The sequence below is a fragment of the Herbaspirillum sp. BH-1 genome, from assembly GCF_002870055.1.
In the GTDB taxonomy this organism is placed as follows: domain Bacteria; phylum Pseudomonadota; class Gammaproteobacteria; order Burkholderiales; family Burkholderiaceae_D; genus Herbaspirillum; species Herbaspirillum frisingense.
In genome coordinates this window covers 1-18,355 of the sequence record NZ_PKOI01000005.1, presented here as the reverse complement: position 1 = coordinate 18,355, position 18,355 = coordinate 1, and the positions used below count along the sequence as shown (strand labels likewise).

Annotated in this window: 16 protein-coding genes; 8 read left to right on the top strand and 8 right to left on the bottom strand. The window is 66.8% G+C overall.

Translation table 11 applies throughout. The features are described from left to right. Positions 1-6: 6 nt before the first annotated feature. Together HBH1_RS08435 and HBH1_RS08430 are read right to left on the bottom strand one after the other, a co-directional pair. Entirely contained in the window at positions 7-444 is a 438-nt protein-coding gene (locus tag HBH1_RS08435; protein WP_102662592.1) for a hypothetical protein, read from the bottom strand. A 35-nt stretch (positions 445-479) separates the two neighbouring features. Next, positions 480-1,652 (bottom strand): 50S ribosomal protein L11 methyltransferase, encoded by a 1,173-nt coding sequence (locus HBH1_RS08430; protein ID WP_102662372.1) that lies wholly within the window; start codon positions 1,650-1,652, stop codon positions 480-482. 219 nt (positions 1,653-1,871) lie between these two features. Between HBH1_RS08430 and HBH1_RS08425 the strand changes: the two genes are divergently transcribed. Continuing rightward, complete coding sequence (locus tag HBH1_RS08425; RefSeq protein WP_006463868.1) at positions 1,872-2,159, top strand: hypothetical protein; 288 nt, start codon at positions 1,872-1,874, stop codon at positions 2,157-2,159. Between the two features lie 120 nt (positions 2,160-2,279). On the opposite strand, the gene HBH1_RS08420 is transcribed toward HBH1_RS08425, so the two are convergent. From HBH1_RS08420 to HBH1_RS08410, 3 genes are all read right to left on the bottom strand, one after another. Further along, the gene (locus tag HBH1_RS08420; protein ID WP_006463869.1) at positions 2,280-3,158 is read right to left on the bottom strand and encodes a pirin family protein; all 879 of its coding nucleotides are present in this window, start codon (positions 3,156-3,158) and stop codon (positions 2,280-2,282) included. Between the two features lie 94 nt (positions 3,159-3,252). After that, positions 3,253-4,113 (bottom strand): pirin family protein, encoded by an 861-nt coding sequence (locus tag HBH1_RS08415; protein ID WP_102662371.1) that lies wholly within the window; start codon positions 4,111-4,113, stop codon positions 3,253-3,255. Between the two features lie 99 nt (positions 4,114-4,212). Then, a complete protein-coding gene (locus HBH1_RS08410) occupies positions 4,213-4,608 on the bottom strand; it encodes a DoxX family protein (RefSeq protein ID WP_006463871.1) in 396 nt (131 codons plus the stop codon). Between the two features lie 283 nt (positions 4,609-4,891). Between HBH1_RS08410 and HBH1_RS08405 the strand changes: the two genes are divergently transcribed. After that, entirely contained in the window at positions 4,892-5,824 is a 933-nt protein-coding gene (locus tag HBH1_RS08405) for a LysR family transcriptional regulator (RefSeq protein WP_102662370.1), read from the top strand. Positions 5,825-5,849: 25 nt separating this feature from the next. Here the strand turns inward: HBH1_RS08405 and HBH1_RS08400 are convergent, their stop codons facing one another. Beyond that, positions 5,850-6,812, bottom strand: coding sequence for a helix-turn-helix transcriptional regulator (locus tag HBH1_RS08400; protein ID WP_102662369.1), 963 nt, complete (start codon positions 6,810-6,812; stop codon positions 5,850-5,852). Between the two features lie 154 nt (positions 6,813-6,966). Between HBH1_RS08400 and HBH1_RS08395 the strand changes: the two genes are divergently transcribed. The 4 genes from HBH1_RS08395 to HBH1_RS08380 all read left to right on the top strand — a co-directional run bounded on the left by HBH1_RS08395 (position 6,967) and on the right by HBH1_RS08380 (position 14,280). Continuing rightward, positions 6,967-7,746 carry a class I SAM-dependent methyltransferase gene (locus tag HBH1_RS08395; RefSeq protein WP_102662591.1) on the top strand — a complete coding sequence of 260 codons (780 nt, stop codon included), beginning with the start codon at positions 6,967-6,969 and terminating at the stop codon, positions 7,744-7,746. Positions 7,747-7,797: 51 nt separating this feature from the next. Next, complete coding sequence (locus HBH1_RS08390; protein WP_102662368.1) at positions 7,798-9,927, top strand: TonB-dependent receptor; 2,130 nt, start codon at positions 7,798-7,800, stop codon at positions 9,925-9,927. Positions 9,928-10,002: 75 nt separating this feature from the next. Next, entirely contained in the window at positions 10,003-10,890 is an 888-nt protein-coding gene (locus tag HBH1_RS08385; protein ID WP_102662367.1) for an ABC transporter ATP-binding protein, read from the top strand. Beyond that, on the top strand, positions 10,891-14,280 hold the full coding sequence (locus tag HBH1_RS08380) for an ABC transporter permease (protein WP_102662366.1): 3,390 nt from the start codon (positions 10,891-10,893) through the stop codon (positions 14,278-14,280). It abuts the gene before it with no gap. A gap of 8 nt (positions 14,281-14,288) precedes the next feature. On the opposite strand, the gene HBH1_RS08375 is transcribed toward HBH1_RS08380, so the two are convergent. Together HBH1_RS08375 and HBH1_RS08370 are read right to left on the bottom strand one after the other, a co-directional pair. Next, the gene (locus tag HBH1_RS08375; protein ID WP_102662365.1) at positions 14,289-15,296 is read right to left on the bottom strand and encodes a GlxA family transcriptional regulator; all 1,008 of its coding nucleotides are present in this window, start codon (positions 15,294-15,296) and stop codon (positions 14,289-14,291) included. Positions 15,297-15,347: 51 nt separating this feature from the next. Next, the gene (locus tag HBH1_RS08370) at positions 15,348-16,586 is read right to left on the bottom strand and encodes an MFS transporter (RefSeq protein ID WP_102662364.1); all 1,239 of its coding nucleotides are present in this window, start codon (positions 16,584-16,586) and stop codon (positions 15,348-15,350) included. A gap of 113 nt (positions 16,587-16,699) precedes the next feature. Between HBH1_RS08370 and HBH1_RS08365 the strand changes: the two genes are divergently transcribed. Beyond that, positions 16,700-17,230 (top strand): isochorismatase family protein, encoded by a 531-nt coding sequence (locus tag HBH1_RS08365; RefSeq protein WP_006463875.1) that lies wholly within the window; start codon positions 16,700-16,702, stop codon positions 17,228-17,230. Between the two features lie 264 nt (positions 17,231-17,494). Continuing rightward, on the top strand, positions 17,495-18,262 hold the full coding sequence (fnr, locus tag HBH1_RS08360) for a fumarate/nitrate reduction transcriptional regulator Fnr (RefSeq protein ID WP_102662363.1): 768 nt from the start codon (positions 17,495-17,497) through the stop codon (positions 18,260-18,262). Positions 18,263-18,355 lie beyond the last annotated feature (93 nt).

The window sequence follows — 18,355 nt, the reverse complement described above, 5'->3', positions numbered from 1 at the left end:
GCCTGGCTATTTCCATTCGATGATGGCGTTGCGGCGGTCCAGCCAGTGCACCTTCACGCCCGCCGGCGCCACCTTGCGCCCGGCGCAGGCACTGGCGGCCAGCGCGAACGGCGCATCGTAGTAACGGCCACTGGCCGAGGAACGCAGCGGTGTCTGGGCGGCGTGACTGGCGATCCAGTCGGCCGCATTGGTGCGCAGGAAGATCATGCAGGCGCCACCGCTGGTAGGCGCCACCTGGCAGGTGCAGCTGTTGCCGGAGGTGGTGATGGGCTCGGCCGGCGCGGCATTGCCGTTGAAGGTGTCCGGCACCGGCACGGGGACCGGAACCGGCACGCCCTGCTGGCGGCTGCCGTAGTGGCCACCGAGGTCACGCGTGGTGACCTGGGCCAGGGCGGGCAGGGCCGCTGCGCACAGCAGGCAGGCCAGGATGCGTGGAAATGTCATGATCAAGGCTCTCCCTGGATGGATATCGCAATGGATCAGCCCCGGGCGCGCAGGCGCCACAGGGTGGTGGTTTCCTTGCTGCGGGCGGCGAACAGCGGATCGTCGCGGTCGATGGCCTTGCCGTGGCGCGGCTTGATGTCGTGCCGTGCGATCACCTCCAGGCCCGCCTGCGCTATGGCTTCAGCCAGCATGCCCGGTGCGCGCAGGCCGAGATGCTCGGCGAAATCGGAGAGGATCAGCCAGCCCTCGCCCTGGGCAGTCAGGTGCGCCGCCAGTCCATTGAGGAAACCCAGCAGCATGCGGCTGTCGGGATCATAGACGGCATGTTCGATGGCGGAGCTGGGTCGCGCCGGCAGCCACGGCGGATTGCACACCACCAGTGGCGCCCGTCCGGGCGGGAACAGGTCGGTCTGCTGTAGCTCCACCTGCTGGCGCAGGCCCAGGCCACGCAGGTTCTCATCGGCACAGGCCAGGGCGCGCGGGTCCATGTCGGTAGCGACGATCTTGTGCACGCCCCGCTTTGCCAGCACCGCCGAGAGCACACCGCTACCCACGCCGATGTCGAAGGCCAGTTCGGTGGATGGCAGTGGCGCCTGCGCCACCAGGTCCACATACTCGCCCCGCACCGGCGAAAACACGCCGTAGTAGGGATGGATGCGCCCACCCAGTGCGGCAATCTCGACACCCTTCTTGCGCCACTCATGAGCACCGATCAGACCCTGCAGTTCGCGCAGCGAGACGGCGAAGGATTCGCTGGCCAGCGCCGCATCGTAGGCCTCGCTGCAGGCCGCCTGCACCTCCGGTGCACGCCGCAGCGGCACCACGAAGCCGGGCTCCACGGGAATGAGCAGCATGCCGAGGATACGCGCGCGTTGCGCCTGCATCTGGCGATGCTGGTGGAAGGCCTGGGCCGGGCCCTCGCCGCTGGCCGGCTTGCTGCGGCTCTTGGCCAGTGCGCGCTCGCGTGCCTTGTCCACGCGCCGGCCCAGCGCCTGCAGCAGTTGCCGTGCATTCTGGAAGTCGCCGCGCCAGAGCAGGCCGGTCCCTTCGCAGGCCAGCCTGTAGGCGGTATCGGCAGCGATCTGGTCGTCCGCCTCCTGGACCCGCCGGGGCGGCGGATTACCGGCTTCGGAGTGCCAGCGCAACTGATGTTGGAGAGCGCCGGACTGCCAGGTGAGCTGCGGCGGGAAATCGTCTTGTGAAGTCATGAATCAGGATAGGCAATGGCGGCGCCGGACGCGCCGCGCGCAAAAACAGCCGCCAGTGTAGCAAAGCATGACGCCGTGGCCTCGCCGGGACCGGAACTTCCCTCCGCCACCGACAACCAAACAGGACAACTTGACGTCGGGCAAACCCCGGCGGCTTTTTTCGCCGGCCCCGCTGCAATGCGCCTATGATGGAGCCGGTCAATCACCGAAGGAGAATCCATGAGCGAGCAAATGCAAACCCCGGGTTTCGATCACCAGCGCCTGCTGGACATGGTCGGCCAGTTCGAGGCGGAGCTGCAGAAACTGCCCGCCGGCAGCACCGAAGCCGACCAGCTGCGCGAAGACATCGCCCGCCTGCGGCAACATCTGAGCGCCCCGCAACCCCATGCCGGCCAGGTCGGCGACACCTGGCAATCCCTGCGTCGCGCCGCCGACAGCCTGGAAAACCAGGTCCTCAAGGACAGCCCCTACATCACCGAGATGGGCCGCATCATCGGACTGCTCTGAGGCCTGCTCCACCGGCGGCCGCCAGTAAAAAAAACCGCCAGTCGTGATGCATGCAATGCACACGACTGGCGGTTTTCTTTTCAGCGCCGTGGATCCGGGATCCGGAATCCGGGATCCGGCTCAATGGGCTGGCAGCGGAATCCACTCGGTCTCACCCGGGATATCCGGGAACACCTGCTTGTCGCGGCCATTCCAGGCCAGCTTGGCGGCTTCGATCTTGTCCCGCGAGGTGGCGACGAAATTCCACCAGACGAAGCGCGGGCCATCCAGCGGCGCGCCACCCAGGATCATGAAGACCGCCTCGCCGACCGCCTTGAGGGCGACCGTGGCACCCGGTTGCAGAATGGCCAGGGTACCGGCCGGCATGCTTTCGCCATCCAGCGTCACATCGCCACGGACCACATAGACGGCGCGCTCCTGCACCTCGGCGCCGATCTCCAGCTCGGCACCCTCGGTGGTGCTGCCCGCCACGTACAGGGTCGGGCTGGCGGTCTTTACCGGCGAGCTCACGCCGAAGGCCGAACCGGCCAGCACGTGCAGGCTGGCACCCCCTACCTGGGTCTGCGGCATGTCTTCCGATGCGTAGTGATGGAAGCTCGGTGCGTCCTCTTCCTGGTCGGCCGGCAGGGCCACCCACATCTGCAGACCGTGCACCGGCACCTTCTGCTCGCGGATGTCGTCGGGAATGCGCTCGGAGTGGACGATGCCGCGACCGGAAGCCATCCAGTTGACCGCGCCCGGGGTGATGCGCTGGACCACGCCCAGGCTGTCGCGGTGCATCATCGCACCGGAGAACAGGTAGGTGACGGTGGCCAGCCCGATATGCGGGTGGGGACGGACATCGCCTTCGGTGGTGCCGGCGTCGAATTCCACCGGACCCATGTGATCGAAGAAGACGAAGGGGCCGACGGTACGGGCGGCAGCAGCGGGCAGCAGACGGCGCACGGGGAAACCGATGTCGCGGGTCAGGCCCTGGATCTTGTGAAGGATGTTGCTCATGGTGCTCTCCTGTTGTGGTGCGGGCGTCCCGGACGCCCGTTTTTTCATTCAGATGACTGGCGATGAAGTGCAGTCTGTTTCAGCGCAGATGTGCTCAAAAACGGCCGGCGCGGAAATCATCGATGGCGGCTTCGACCTGCTCGCGGGTATTCATCACGAACGGCCCCCATTGGGCGATCGGCTCGTTCAGAGGCTTGCCGGCGATCAGCAGGAAGCGGCTCCCCTGCTCGGCCCGCACCGTCACCCCGGCGGCGCCCACCGGATTGGTCAGCACGGCCATGCGACCGGCGTCGGCCGCACGGGTCTCGGCGCCCTCGTCGCCCACGGCCAGCTTGCCCTGGTAGACGTAGAGGAAAGCATTGTGGGTGGCCGGGATCGGCAGTTCCAGGCTCACGCCGGCTTCCAGGTCCAGATCCAGGTACAGCGGCTCGGTGGTCTCGCGGCGGATGGCGCCATCGGTACCGAAGGCAGTACCGGCCAGCACGCGCACCTTCACCCCCGGTTGCGGGAAGGTCTCGGGAATACCGGCCGAGGGGATGTCCTGGTAGCCAGGATCGGTCATCTTGTCCTTGCCCGCCAGGTTGACCCACAGCTGAAAACCGCTCATGAGGCCGTTTTCCTGCTCCGGCAACTCGGAATGCACCAGGCCGCGACCGGCAGTCATCCATTGCATGCCACCCGGTTCCAGCAGCCCTTCGTTACCGGCATTGTCGCGGTGGCGCATGCGGCCAGCCAGCATATAGGTCACGGTCTCGAAGCCGCGATGCGGATGGTCGGGGAAACCGGCCAGGTAGTCGCTGGGTTCGTCGGAGTGGAAGGCATCCAGCATCAGGAACGGGTCCAGGCGGCGTTGCAGGTCATGGGTCAGCACGCGGGTGAGGCTGACGCCGGCGCCATCCTGGGTGGGGATGCCGTTGACCAGGCGTTCGATCTGGCGGGTGTAGGGGGTAGTCATGGTCGATCTCCTTGAATCTGAATCAGCCCGCACCTCTTGGGCGTGGGCCGGGACTGCATTGATGGGGCGGTGACAGGTGAGGAGCAGCGGATCAATGAATCAGTGTGCTTCTTCCGGCTGGGCCTGGGTATCGATGGAGGACACCAGCAGCAAGGCGCCGATCAGGGCCACGTTCTTCAGGAAGTGAATCATCTGACCCTGGGCAGCGGCACCTTCCATGGTCCAGAAATGGTGGGCCGACAGGGTGGCGCCGACGGTGAAGAGTGCAATCACCAGCGACACCGGACGCACGCCGCGACCACTCATGAGCAGCAGACCGCCGCCGACTTCGACCAGGATGGTGACCAGCACGGCCAGGGTCGGGACCGGCAGGCCCAGGCTGGTGAAGTAGCCGACGGTACCGGCGAAACCGACGATCTTGAAGATCCCGGAGATGACGAACAGCGACGCCAGCAGGACGCGGCCGATACGGAAGGTGGTGTAGTTGGTAATCATGGTAAGCCTCTCTGATATTGGGTATGGGTGAACTACGGTTGTTTGAGTTGTGATGCCGTGTTGCCTTGCTGCATTTTTCTACATGACTTCAATGTGTTCGTCTTGCTACTGCCGACTACGCCCGGCTTTGTGCTGTTCGCTCTCGGCGTTTCGCTGCAGCCAGTGACGACAGAATAGGCAAGTTCGCTTCTCGAAAAAACTGATTATCTTTTTATAATCATCATCAATTTTTTAGATATAGTTGGCGTTTTGCTCTCTTTTGCTCTGCTTTCTGGGGAATGCCATGAACATCGAACGCCTCTCGCTGGACCAGTTACGGGTATTTGTCCAGGTTGCCGACAGTGGCAGTTTCCTGGCAGCCGCGCGCAAGCTGGCGCGGGCGCAATCGGCGGTGAGCTATGCCATCGCCACGCTGGAAGATCAGCTGGGGGTGCTGCTGTTCGACCGCAGCGGCTATCGGCCGCAGCTGACCCGGCCGGGAATGGCGCTGCTGGCCGACGCGCGCCAGGTGCTGGACCATGTGGATTCGTTGCAGGTGCGGGCCAATTCCTATGCCCGTGGGCAGGAGCTGGAAATGTCGCTGGCGGTGGACGTGTTCTTCCCCACCGACTGCCTGGTGGACCTGCTGCGACGCTTTCGCGATACGTTCCCGGCCGTGACGGTGAGGCTGGAGGTGGAAGCGCTGGGAGCGGTGGCCGAGCGGGTCATCGATGGCCGCTCCATGCTGGGCATCCTGGGGACGCTGCCGACCACGCCGCCCAACCTGCTGCGCATTACCTTGCCCAGCGTGCAGCTGGTGGCGGTGGTGGCGCCTGGCCATCCGCTGGCCCAGGTCAAGGGACGGGTGACGGAAAAGATGCTGCAGCAGCAGACCCAGCTGGTGCTGAGCGACCGCAGCGAGCTCACCGCGCGGCAGGACTTCTCGGTGCACTCGCGCCTGACCTGGCGCATGAGCGACCTGGGGACCAAGCACGCCTTGCTGCGTGCCGGCATGGGCTGGGGCAACATGCCCCTGCATGTGGTCAAGGATGACCTGGCAGCGGGACGGCTGATCAGCATCAGCACCGTCCACCACTCGCCCCAGGGCGAGGAGCTGCCGATCCAGTGCGTCTACAAGCCCGACCACCCGGCCGGGCCGGCGCTGTCATGGTGGCTGGATTCGCTGGCCGGGCTGAAGTCGCTGGAGCCGCTGGCCGAGGTGCAGCCAGTGCCATAGGGTCTTTTCAGCGCTGTGGCGACGACTATTTGGCGAAGCGCTTGCACTGCGCTGGGTTGATGCCAAACTGCTTGCGAAACGCCGCCGCGAAGTGGCTCAGGTTGGAATAGCCCAGGTCCACCGCCACCGTGGTCACCGACTGCCCCTCCTTCTCGATGCGGCGTCGTGCTTCCAGCATCCGCTCCTGCAGATACAGGCCATAGACGCTATTGCCGAAGAGGCTACGAAAGCCGCGCTTGAGCTTGAGCAGACCCAGCTCGCTCTGTTGCGCCAGGCTGGCCAATGCCGGCGCGCAGGACAGGTCGGCCAGCAGGATATCGCGAGCGCGCAGCAGCTTGCGCCGGTCCGCGTGTGACAGGCCGGCGGCACCCGGCGGGCTCTGCTCGCAACCCTCCATCAGCAGCGCCATCAGGCTCATGCCCTGTCCTTGCATCCACAGATGTCCGTGCCGCATCGGCGCCTCCGGCAGGAAGCCCTGCGCATGCAGCGCCTGCGTGATCAGATAGCGGGCGCTGCCAGAAAGCTGGTGGCAGGAACGCAGGAAGTTTTGCTGCGCAGCGACCCGCTCATTGAGCTCCCCACCCTCGGCATTGAGCGCCACGAACACCGTCGGCTCGACAAAGAAACTGACCCCGGAAAATACACCGCTGTGGCGGAAGCTGCCGCGACAGCCACGCGGGTAGAGCAGAAATGACGCGCCGTCGCCGACGCTCTGCTCGCCCCAGCGCGACAGGCCTTCGATCTCGAAGTCACCACGCCCCTGCATGGAATACGAAAACTGCACCCAGTCCTGGTCGTAGAGCATGCTCAGTTCCAGCGGACGGTGAAAACACCCGCGCCACAGCGCCATTTCGATACCCGCACCGATGGCCAGGGTGCGGCTCTGGTAATGATCGTCCGGCCCCAGGCCGAGTGCAGCCGGATCGCCACGCAGTTCGGAGGCGAGTTTGAGGTCTTGCGGCGGTTGAGAGAGGAAAGTCTTCTTCATGACAAGAGAAGCTGAACCGCAACGGGTAGTCTCGATACCGATACGGGCAGCATTTTAAATGGGAATCATTATTATCCGGAGGAAGAAAAGCCAGAGACCCTCCCTTCCTCCCATGCGAAACAATCAGACCAACTTGACCGGGGTGCCGGAAACCATGCTCTGGACCCTGCACAACCGTGCCAGCGAGGCGCTGCGCAAAGATGCCTGGATCAGCGACGAGCACGCCATCGCCCTGTACGGCGCCATCGACTATGAGTACCGCCGCTCCTTCGGCGCGCCCGACAGTTCGCATGCGGTGCGTTCGCTGGCGTTCGACCAGGCCGTGCGGGACTGGATGGCGGCCTATCCCGGTGGTCCGGTGATCGAACTGGGCTGCGGGCTGGAAACGCAGTTCCAGCGCATCGACGATGGTCGCGTGCAGTGGTATTGCGTGGACCTGCCGCAGGCGCTGGCGGTGCGGGAACGCTTCCTGGCGCCCTCGGCGCGCTGCCGCCACATCGCCTGCAGCGCGCTGGATTTCTCGTGGATGGACCAGATCGCAGGCACCGGGCCATGCTTCGTGAGCATGCAGGGCCTGCTGATGTACTTCGAACCCGATCAGGTAGCCGCCCTGCTGCAGACCCTCCTGGCGCGCTTCCCAGGCTCCACCCTGATGTTCGACGTGATTCCGCGCTGGTTTTCCCGCAAGACGCTGCGCGGTCTCCACAAGACACCCTACTATCGCCTGCCGCCCATGCCATGGGGCATCGACCGGCACCAGATCGCGCCGCAACTGGAGCGCTGGAACCTGCCGCTGGCCAGCCTGACACTACTGCCCTACCGCCGCCTGCGTGGCTTTCCCTTCGCGCTGATGCCCTGGCTCTCGCACCTGCCCTGGCTGGGCCATCGCCTGCCCGGTTTCGTGCTGCTGCAGGGGCGGCCGACGGCGTCCTGAAGGTTTCCCCCGGGTACCCAACCTTCACTTTTCACTCACTGGAAAACATCAATGAAGACCCGCAAGACGGTCCTGGCCGCGGCATGCGCGGCCCTGGCTGGTTCGGCCATGGCGCAGGCCAACCCGACCACTCCCGCCACAGCACTGCACCCTGTCACCGTCACCGCCAACAAGGTGGAAGAAACCTTGCTCGCCGTTCCCCAGAGCGTCACCGTCGTCACCGGTGACGACCTGCAGGAGCGTGGCATCCGCAACGTCGCCGACCTGGTGCGCGAGGTACCCAACCTGTCCTCGCGCTTCGTGTATTCGAACGACCTCAATTTCCGCGGCATCAATTCCTCCACCTTCACCAATGCCAACCCGATGGTGATGATCATCGACGGCATCCCGCAGAGCAACCGCATCGCCTATGACGCCTTGCTGGACAATGTCGAACGGGTCGAGATACTGCGCGGACCGCAAGGCAGCCTGTATGGCAAGGATGCCATCGGCGGCGTCATCAACGTCGTCTCCAAGACCCCCACCAATACCTGGACCGGCCAGGGCGGGATCGAAGCCGGCAGCCTGGGCAGCCGGGAACTGGGCCTGTCGGCCAGTGGCCCGCTCATCAAGGATGCGCTGTTCCTGACCCTGGGGGTGAAAGCGGCCCAGACCGATGGCTGGATCAGCAACCGCTACCCCGGCATGGACGCCCACGCCAATCGCGCCGACGAACAGCGCCTGCGCCTGGGCCTGCTCTACCGTCTGTCGGCTGCGACCCAGCTGCGACTGAACCTGAGTGGCGACGACCAGAACAACCGTGGCGCCGATGGCGGGCTGGTGCCGTTCGGCAGCGACTACCGCTCGCTCACCCGCGACGCCGCCCGCCAGGCCAGCTTCGACCAGCCGACCTACACCCGCACCCGCACCAACGCCCAGAGCCTGGCACTGCAGCACCAGTTCGATACGCTCAGGCTGGATGCCGTGCTGACCCGCAAGTCCATCGCCATGGACGGCGACTACGATGTCGATTGGGGGAGTGGCAATCCCCTCTACGACGGCCTGAACCAGTTCCTGCATCTCGGCATCGACAGCACCACCCAGGAACTGCGGCTGTCAGCCGGCAATCCGGGGCAGTTGCGCTGGCTGGGCGGTCTCTACTTCGAACAGGAAAAATCGCGCAATACGCGCTATGGCATGCAATACCCGGGCGCCCTCATGGGCATGCCCGGCGTGAACCTAGACATGGATGCCCCTTCGGCCACCCGTAGCGGCACCCAGGCCGCATTCGGGCAGATCATGGCGCCCCTCACGCCAGACCTGGAACTGACGCTGGGCGGGCGCTACCAGCACATCCGCAAGCACTTCGACGTGGCCATGACCATGCAGCCGGTCGGCACCCACGGCGCGCCACCGGCCATCGCCATCCATGACGCCAGCCATACCTGGACTGCCTTCCTGCCCAAGGCCGCGCTGTCCTACCGCCTCAATGCGCAGTGGACCAGCTTCGCCTCGGTCGCCCGGGGCTACCTGCCCGGGGGCTACAACTACTGGCCCTCCAGCGCGCGCGAGCAGGACAACCGCTTCGGCCCGCAGCGCTCCACCAACTACGAACTCGGCATGCGCACCGACAGCGGCCGCCTGAGCCTGGCCGCCACGCTGTTCCACATGGACATCAAGGACATCCACGTCTACAGCTTCGACCGCAGCAGCGGCATGATCCAGACCTCCAACGGCGGCCAGGGCAAGTCCCAGGGCGTGGAGCTGGAGGCCGGCCTGCAATTGAGTTCGCTCTGGCAGGCCAACGCCAGCCTGGGGCTGGTACGCGCCACCTATGACGACTATGCAGGACGGGCCGACAACGGCGCCGTGGTCAAACCCGGCAACCGCATCGAGAAGACCCCGGCCCACACCCTCACCGTCGGTCTGCAATACGGCGCGGGAACCGGCTTCTACGCCCGTGGCGATGTGCGTGGTCAGGGCCGGCGCTACTTCAACCCGGAAAACACCACCCGCGATGGCGCCTTTGTCACGGTGGACCTCAAGGGCGGTTACCAGACCGGTCCCTGGGACCTGTATGCCTATGTCCGCAACCTGACCGACGCCGAGTATCGCACCTCCGTCAACCCCCAGGGCTCGGGCAGCCTGGTCACCTTCGGTGAACCACGCCGCCTGGGCGTGGGCGCGCGCTACCGCTTCTGATCCCCGCCCCGGGCCGCAGGCGTAGCGGCCCGGGCCGGCGCTCCCGCATCGTCTTCCCCATCACGAGGTTTCCCCATGTCAGACCAACCAGGACTGCGTATTCGCGGTCTGAGCAAGACCTACCCCAACGGCGTCAAGGCGCTCGCTGGCGTCGATCTGGATGTCGCGCCCGGCCTGTACGGCCTGCTCGGCCCCAACGGCGCCGGCAAAAGCAGCCTGATGCGCACGCTGGCGACCCTGCAGCGGCCCGACAGCGGCAGCATCGCCCTGGACGGAGTCGATGTGCTGGCCCATCCGGACCGGCTGCGCCAGCGCCTGGGTTACCTGCCACAGACCATCGGCGCCTATCCGGGTGTGAGCGGACGCAGCCTGCTGGAGCGCTTCGCCTGGCTCAAGGGCCGCACCGATGGCCGGCAGCGCAAGGCCGAGGTGGCCATGCTACTGGAGCGCGTGAACCTGAGCGAGGCAGCGCAGCGGCCGGTGGAAAGCTACTCCGGTGGCATGCTGCGCCGTTTCGGTATCGCCATGGCGCTGATCGGTTCGCCGCGCCTGCTGATCGTGGACGAACCCACCGCCGGCCTGGACCCGGCCGAGCGCAATCGCTTCCACCGGGTACTGGCCGACGTCGCTGCCGAGGCCGTGGTACTGCTCTCGACCCACATCGTGGAAGACATCGAAAACCTGTGCGACCGTCTGGCCATCCTGGCCGGCGGGCGCATCGTGGCCGAAGGCGCGCCGACCGCGCTCTGCGCGCCGTTGCAGGGACGCCTGTGGGCGCGGCGGATCGGGCGCGGCCAGGCGGTGCCTGCGGCCTTGCTACTGACGGCCGTGCCCGGCGGCACGCTGGCGGTGGTACAGGCCGACACGGCACCGGGGCCGGATTACCTGCCGCAGGTCCCGACCCTGGAACACGCCTACTACGCCGCCCTGCAAGCGGCTGGCCTGCACGGTCAGGAGCACTGAATGCGCTACTTCCTGCGTGAAGCCTGGACCGAGTTCGTCACCGGTCTCCGTTCGGGCGTGCTGCCGCTGATCCACCTGGCCCTGACCGGCTACATCCTGATGATCATGACCAGTGCCGACAGCCTGCGCAGCATGGCCGCCGTGGATGTGCCACGCAATGCTCCCTCGCTGGTGTACCTGATGACCTCGGGGATGGCCTTCTTCCTGTTCTTTGCCTGGGCCTGGGTGTTCGCCCAGGCGGTGGTGCGGGACCGTCATGCACAATTGCAGGAAATCATCCTGAGCGCGCCGCGTCCCCTGCGCCAGATGCTGCTGGCGCGCTATGTCGGTGCGCTGGGGGTGGCGCTGGTCGTGGGCTCGTCGCAGGTGATCGGCTTCCTGCTGGCGCCGTTGATGGAGGCCATCGGCACCATCCCGGCGGGCTCGACAGGGCCGGCACCGTGGGCGGCGCTGGCCTGGGCCTGGCTGATCTTCACGCTGCCGCTGGCGCTGGGTTCGGGCGCGCTGTATTTCGCCGCCACCTTGCGCTGGCGGGGCGTGGGCGCGGCCTTTGCCGTGTCGGCGCTGTTGATGGCGTGCTGGATGCTGGCCATGACGGTGCTCAAGGACGCCCATATCGATCCCTTCGTCACGGCTTTGTTCGACCCATCCGGCTTTGCCGAGGCGCAGCGTCAGGTGGTGGATCACTGGACGCCGGAACAGAAGCGCAGCGCCCTGATCGCGCTCACCCCCGGTTTCCTGCTGGGGCGGCTGATCTGGTGCGGCCTGCCGCTGGTGCTGCTGGCGGTGAGCCTGTGGCGCTGCCGCCGTGAATCCTTGCTGCACGCCACGCCGCGCCGGCCGGCCATCCTCAGGCCCGCGCTGTCCGCCGCTCAAACAAGGCCGGTGTCCATATGCCAACCCGATGGCAAGCCTGGCGATGCCTGGCTGCGCGCCGCCTGGGACGAATGCCGTTGGCAAGCCGGGCTGCTGCTCAGGCGGCGCAGCCTGTGGCTGGCGCTGGCGCTGCTGGTGCTGCTGGCATCGGCGGCTGGCTTCGTCCACGGGGTGCAGCATGGCTACGGACCGATGCAGGCGCGTGCCGAATTCATCTCGCCGGTGCTGGTGCGGCATTTCTACCTGATCATCGTCTTCCTGTGCGCCGCCATGGTGGGTCTGGCAGCGCGGCGCGACCAGCAACCCGGCTTGCAGGAGATGTTTGACGCGGCACCGGCGCCCGCCGCAGTCAGGGTGATCGGCCGGGCGGTGGCCGCCGCCCTGGCGGCGACCCTGTGCGTGCTGATCCCGGCCCTGGCGGCACTGCTGGTCGGCGCCCTCACCGGCGCGCGCAGCGATCTGCTGCTGCCCCTGTCGCACCAGCTGCTGGTGCTGCTGCCGGCCATCCTGGAACTGGCGGCCACCTGCCTCTTGCTGCATACGCTGATCCGCCCGGCCGGGGTGGCCCATGCGGCCTCGATGCTGGCGGCCTTCGTCATGGTGGTCAATTTCGAAGTCGGCCTGGTCAACTATCCGCCCTATCAGATCGGACGCGGCGTGGACATCACCCTGTCGGGCTTGACCGGCCTGGCAGCCTGGCGCGACAAGCTGCTGCTGGGCGATCTCTTCAAGCTGGCGCTGGTGCTGGCCCTGGTCGCACTGGCCACCGGCCTTACCCGGCGCGGGCTGGATCGTGGCTGGCGCAGCTCGGTCGCGCAACTGCGCTGCGGGCTGGCAGCCTGGCCGGGCGTCATCGCCATGGTCGCCATGCTGATCATGGCAATCACTGCCCACGCCCTGTGGCAAGGTTTTGTGGAACAGGGAGGCTACCAGACACTGCCGCAACGACTAGCCAGTGACGCCCGCTGGGAGCGGCGCTGGCAGCAAGAGGCCGCCACCGGTTTCAGCGTCGCCGGGGGCGAAGTGGCGCTGCTGGTCAGGCCGCAGCACCGTGACCTGCAAGGCCGCTGGCGCATCGACGGGCTGCAGCTCGCCGGTGAACACCTGCACGCGCAGCTACCCACCGGGTTCGCGCTGATATCGGCCAGACGCGATGGCCACGATATCGCCGCCACCGTGACCGACGACCATCTGGTGCTGGCCCTGCCCGAATGTCGCCAGCGCGCCTGCACGGTGGAACTGCAATGGCAGGTCTCGGCGCAGGGCTGGACGGTGGCCGACGAAGGCATACAGGCACGCCCCGCCTGGCTGGTCGGCGATGCGTTCTGGATACGTGCCCGTGATGTGCTGCCACGTCTGGGCCTGGACGGCGAACGCGTGCTGCGCGATCCGGCCGAGCGCGTTCGGCAAGGCCTGGCGGCGACGTTGGCTCTGCCAGGCTATACCGCCAGCCTGGCCAGCGGTGCGGCCGCGCCCGGCGGGCAATGGAAGTGGGAGGTCCGGCTGCAGTCCGCGGACACCACCAGCCTCCCGATCAGCCAGGCAAGCCGGCAGGGCGTGCTCGATTTCGCCGCCTTCCATGCGCCACAGGCCCGCCAGAGCCATCTGGCCGACGCCCCGCTGCTCACGCACGACCGCTGGCGCGGCGTCGACGCCACGATGGTGGCGCAGGACCTGAAGCAAATGTCACGCTGCGTCGGCCGTCGTCTCGGTCAGGCCCCGGCAATCGATGGCGTGGTGCAGTGGCCGCGTGGCCTGCCGCCCGGTGACGCCGATGCAGCCGTCGCCGGCAATTTGCTGTTGCTGGCCGAGCAAGCGCATTGGGATGTCGCCCCACAAGGCAATGGCCGCCTGATCCGGCGCGCCGAGATCGCCGCCGCCCTGGCGCGACGCCTCGTCATCGACCAGGCCGACCTGCGCGAGGGTGTCGGCAGCCGTTGGCTGGACCAGGGCGTTGCGGGCGCCATCGGCCTGCTGTGCGTGGCCGAGCAAGATGGCCTGCCAGCCTTGCAGATGCTGCTGGCCCGTGGCGCGCAGCGCATCACCGAAGCCCTGGCCGGTGCACCGGAGCCGGTCACCGACCTGGCCAGCGCCCGGCGCCGGGGCTGGGCCGAAGAGTACGTGCCACTGGCGGCGCTGGCGACAGTGGCACGCTGGACGGCGCAGGACCAGCAGGCCCTGCTGCAAGAGGTACGGCGGCAACGCGACGTCACCGCCGCGCTGGTCACCCTGCAGGGCGCGCCGTTGGCGCGACTGTGGATGGGCGCACCCAATACGGTGGACCTGCGTGTCGGCCCGGGCGGGGTGGAAGGTCAGCGCTGGCGCTGGCAAGCCGGCGACTGGCGATTGCAGGCCGACGCGCCGCAGCCGCTACGACTGCAGCGCAGTGGCGACACCCTGCATTGGGACAGCGATACCGACGCCACGCCGACACCTACGCCGGCCCTGTTCCTGGACGACTGGAGCGCCTATGAGCGCGAGCCCAGGGACAACTGGGGAGCGACCAGGCGATAGTCCCGCTGCTAGGCCCGCTGCAGCGCCTGATCCAGGCGGGCGAAACGCTCGCGGTACTGCCCGGGACTGACCCCGAGCTGGCGCAGGAATACCCGCCGCAGGTTCTGCTCTTCCCCGTAGCCGGCCTGGCTGGCAATGCGCTTGAGCGGCAGGCGGGTCTCCTCCAGCGCACGGCGCGCCGCTTCCAGCCGCATCAGTTCGACGGTACGGGCCGGCGTGCGTCCGGTTTCGGCCACATACAGCCGGGCAAAGGTGCGCGGGCTCATATTGGCCCGGCGCGCCAGGTTTTCCACCCGCAGGTCGGCTTCCAGATGCGCGGCGATCCAGGCATGCAGCTCGGCAAAGCGCCCTGCCCCGGTGGCTTGCGAGGCCAGCGGGGCGCTGAACTGCGACTGCCCACCCGGACGCTTGACGAACACCACCAGCTGGCGCGCCGTGGCGATGGCGCAGGCATGGCCCAGGTCCTGCTCCACCAGTGCCAGTGCCAGGTCGATGCCGGCGGTGACGCCCGCGGACGTCCAGATACGGCCCTGGCGGATATAGATCGGGTCGCCATCGACCTCCAGCGCCGGATAGCGGCGCTGCAGCTGTTCGGCCGAGTCCCAGTGCGTGGTCACCCGCAGGCCATCCAGCACGCCGGCCTCCGCCAGGTGGAAGGCGCCGGTACAGACCGAGCAGACGCGCTGTGCACGCGGCGCCATCCTGCGTATCCATGCCACCAGTGCCAGGTCCAGACGGAAGGGTTCGCCCAGGCTGCCGCCGGGCGAGATCAGCGTATGCAACTCTTGCCCGTCCAGCAGTCCATCCAGCGCCGCCAGCGACTGCGTCATCACCGGCAGTCCGGCACTGGTGACGATGGCGCCGCCCTGCGCCGAAGCCACATGCAGCCGATACACCTCCCGCCCCTGCAGACGATTGGTGGTCGCCAGCACCTGCAGCGGCCCGGACAGGTCGAGCAGGTTCATGCCTTCATAGGCCAGGATGACAACCTGGCGCGGTGCGTGCTTGGATTCCATGCAAACCCTGTAGTCGCTTAGTAAAGATCAGAAGTGAAGGTCCGTGCGATCTTAGCGCAGCCCGGCCACCAGCGTCGCCCGCCCGGCACGCTGGGCCAGCATCCAGCGCCCGGTGACCAGCGCCGAGACCAGCAGCACCGGCAGGATGGCGGCATTGAGGGTTTCCCACCCAAAGCGCGCCAGCAACGGCCCGGCACCGAGAGTGGCCAGGGCGGTGGCGGCGTAGCGCATCAGCTCGGCCAGGCCCTGGGTCTTGGCCCGTTCGGACGGGGTGTAGGACTGCGCCAGCAAGGTGGTGCCGCCCACGAACATGAAGTTCCAGCCCACGCCCAGCAGCAGCAAGGCCACATAGAAGGCTGGCAAGGTGGTCGAGAGCATGGCGATGAGCGCACAACCCAGGTTCATGGCCAGCCCGGCCAGCAGCACGCTGCCCAGCCCGAAGCGCTGGATCAGGCGCCCGGCGAAGAAGGACGGCGCATACATGCCCACCAGATGCCACTGGATGATGGCGGCACCATCGTCGATGCCATGGTGACAGGCCACCGCCGCCAGCGGTGCGGCAGTCATGATGAACATCATCACCATCGACCCGGCCACGTTGTTGGCCACCGAGGCCATGAACACCGGAGTGCGGGCAATGGCCGACAAGGGCCGTGCCGGCGCCAGTTCCGTGCCCGTGGTCGCTGCGGCAGCAAGGTGATCGGCCTGGTCGCGATAGAACAGGATCAGCACCAGCACCGACAGCAGACCCATGGCCGCCACCACCAGATAGGCGCCGGCAAAGAGCGCGGTGGGGAACCAGTCCTTGCTCCAGGCCGCCAGCGCCGGGCCGACCAGTGCCGCGATCACGCCACCGGCCAGCACGGTGGAGATGGCGCGGCTCTTGACCGCTTCACTGACGGCATCGGCCGCCGCCAGCCGGTAATACTGGGCAAAGGCCTGGAACACCCCGACCAGGGCGGTACCGGCGCAGAAGGTCCAGAACTGGGCATGGAACACCGACCACACCGAGATCAGCCCGCCCACGCAGCAGCTGCCCGCCCCCAGCACGAAGGACCAGCGCCGCCCCAGGCGCTGGATCAGGAAAGCCGCAAACCAGGTCACCACCGCCCCGGCCACCGTGATGAGGGCAAACGGCAGGGTGGCCAGCGCCTTGTCCGGTGCCAGTTGCCAGCCGGTCAGCGCGGTCAGGGTCAGGTCGATCGAGATGGCGCAGGTGAAGAGCCCCTGACACAGGGCCAGGACGGCGGCGTTGCGGCTGCCGGCAGAGGCGGCGGAGGGGAAGCGCATGGGATTTGCTCCGGAGGGTGATTGATGGAAAAATTGTCGGATCGAGGGTGCTTTGGCGTCAATGACACAAAACCTTCAATTCCTGCCAACCCATTCTTGAAAGACCCCGCGACATGCTGATCCAGGCCCACGAATCCGCCCTGCTGGTCGTCGACCCGCAGGAAAAGCTGCTGCCGGCCATCCATGACGGCCAGGCCGTGCTGGCCGAGATGGTCCGCATGGCCAGCATCGCCGGCCTGTTGGGGGTGCCGGTGATCGGCACCGAGCAGATGCCCGACAAGCTCGGTCCCAACCACCCCGACATCCGCCGCCTGTGTGACAAGACCCTCTCCAAGCGCCACTTCGACGCCTGCGCCGAGGGCCTGCCGGCGGCCATTCCCCCCTCGGTGCGGCAGATCGTCGTGGCCGGCTGCGAGGCCCATATCTGCGTGCTGCAGACCGCGCTCTCGCTGCTGCAACGGGGCTATCGCGTGCTGCCGCTGCTGGGCGCCTGCGGCTCGCGCCGCGCCCTGGACCGCGATGCCGCCTTCGAGCGCCTGCGCCAGGCCGGTGCGGTTCCGGTAACCCTGGAAATGGTGGCCTATGAATGGCTGCGGGAGAGCGCGCACCCGCAGTTCCGCACGGTCCTGAAGCTGATCAAGTGAGACTGGCGACGTATTCCCGTGGTCCAGGTCAAGCCTGCCAGCGCTCGGGAAGCACGGCCTGACTTAACTGGAATGCACGTTGGGCATTGAAGTGATGAAAGTTTCTGTTATCAGGCGAGCGGATGCATTCAGCAGACGAGAACTGTGGTAAAAGTAACGGAAAAAATAGCTGCGTGGCCGCATCACGATGTTGCGTATCACCTATCATCACGCCAAACCCTGGCCAGCCGACGCCGCCACAACATAGAGGATCTCCACACGCTTATGTCCAGCCTACCTGCCCCCACGTCCGCCCACGCACCGCCACCGCTCACGCTGCATACCCTGCGCGCCAGTTGCTCGGCCTGCAGCATGCACCAGCTATGCCTGCCGATGGGCCTGGACCAGGGCGACATGCAGCGACTGGAACAGGTCATCAACCGCCGCCGCAAGGTCAAGCGCGACGAGTCCCTGTACCGCCTCAACGACAAGTTCGACATGCTCTACGCCATCCGGCTGGGGCATTTCAAGACCTTCCAGAGCAATACCAATGGCGGCCAGCAGATCACCGGCTTCCAGATGGCCGGCGAACTGCTGGGCATGGATGCCATCGGCGCCGGCCACCACCTGTGCGAGGCGGTGGCGCTGGAAGACAGCGAAGTCTGTGAAATCCCCTTCTCGCGGCTGGAAGACCTGTTCCGCGACATGCCGACCCTGCTGCGCCAGTTCCATCGCATGATGAGCCTGGAGATTTCCCGCGAGCAGCGCGTCATGCTGACCCTGGGCAGCATGACGGCCCAGCAGAAGATGGCGGCCTTCCTGTTGAACCTGTCCTCGCGCTACGCCAGCCGTGGCTATTCGACCACCCGCTTCCAGCTGCGCATGACCCGCGAGGAAATCGGCAATTACCTGGGCCTGGCGGTGGAAAGCGTGAGCCGCCTGCTGACCAACTTCAAGAAGACCGGCGTCATCGAGGTCAACCACCGCGACGTCGAACTGAGCGACCTGGCCACCCTGCGTGCCATCGCCCTGGGCAACGACCCCTGCGCCTGAGCTGCCGCCAGCCACCTGCGAGAGGTTAGAATGGCCGGATGACAACACCCCGGCTCCCCCCCTCTTCCCCATCGCCCCTGAAAAGCTTCCTGC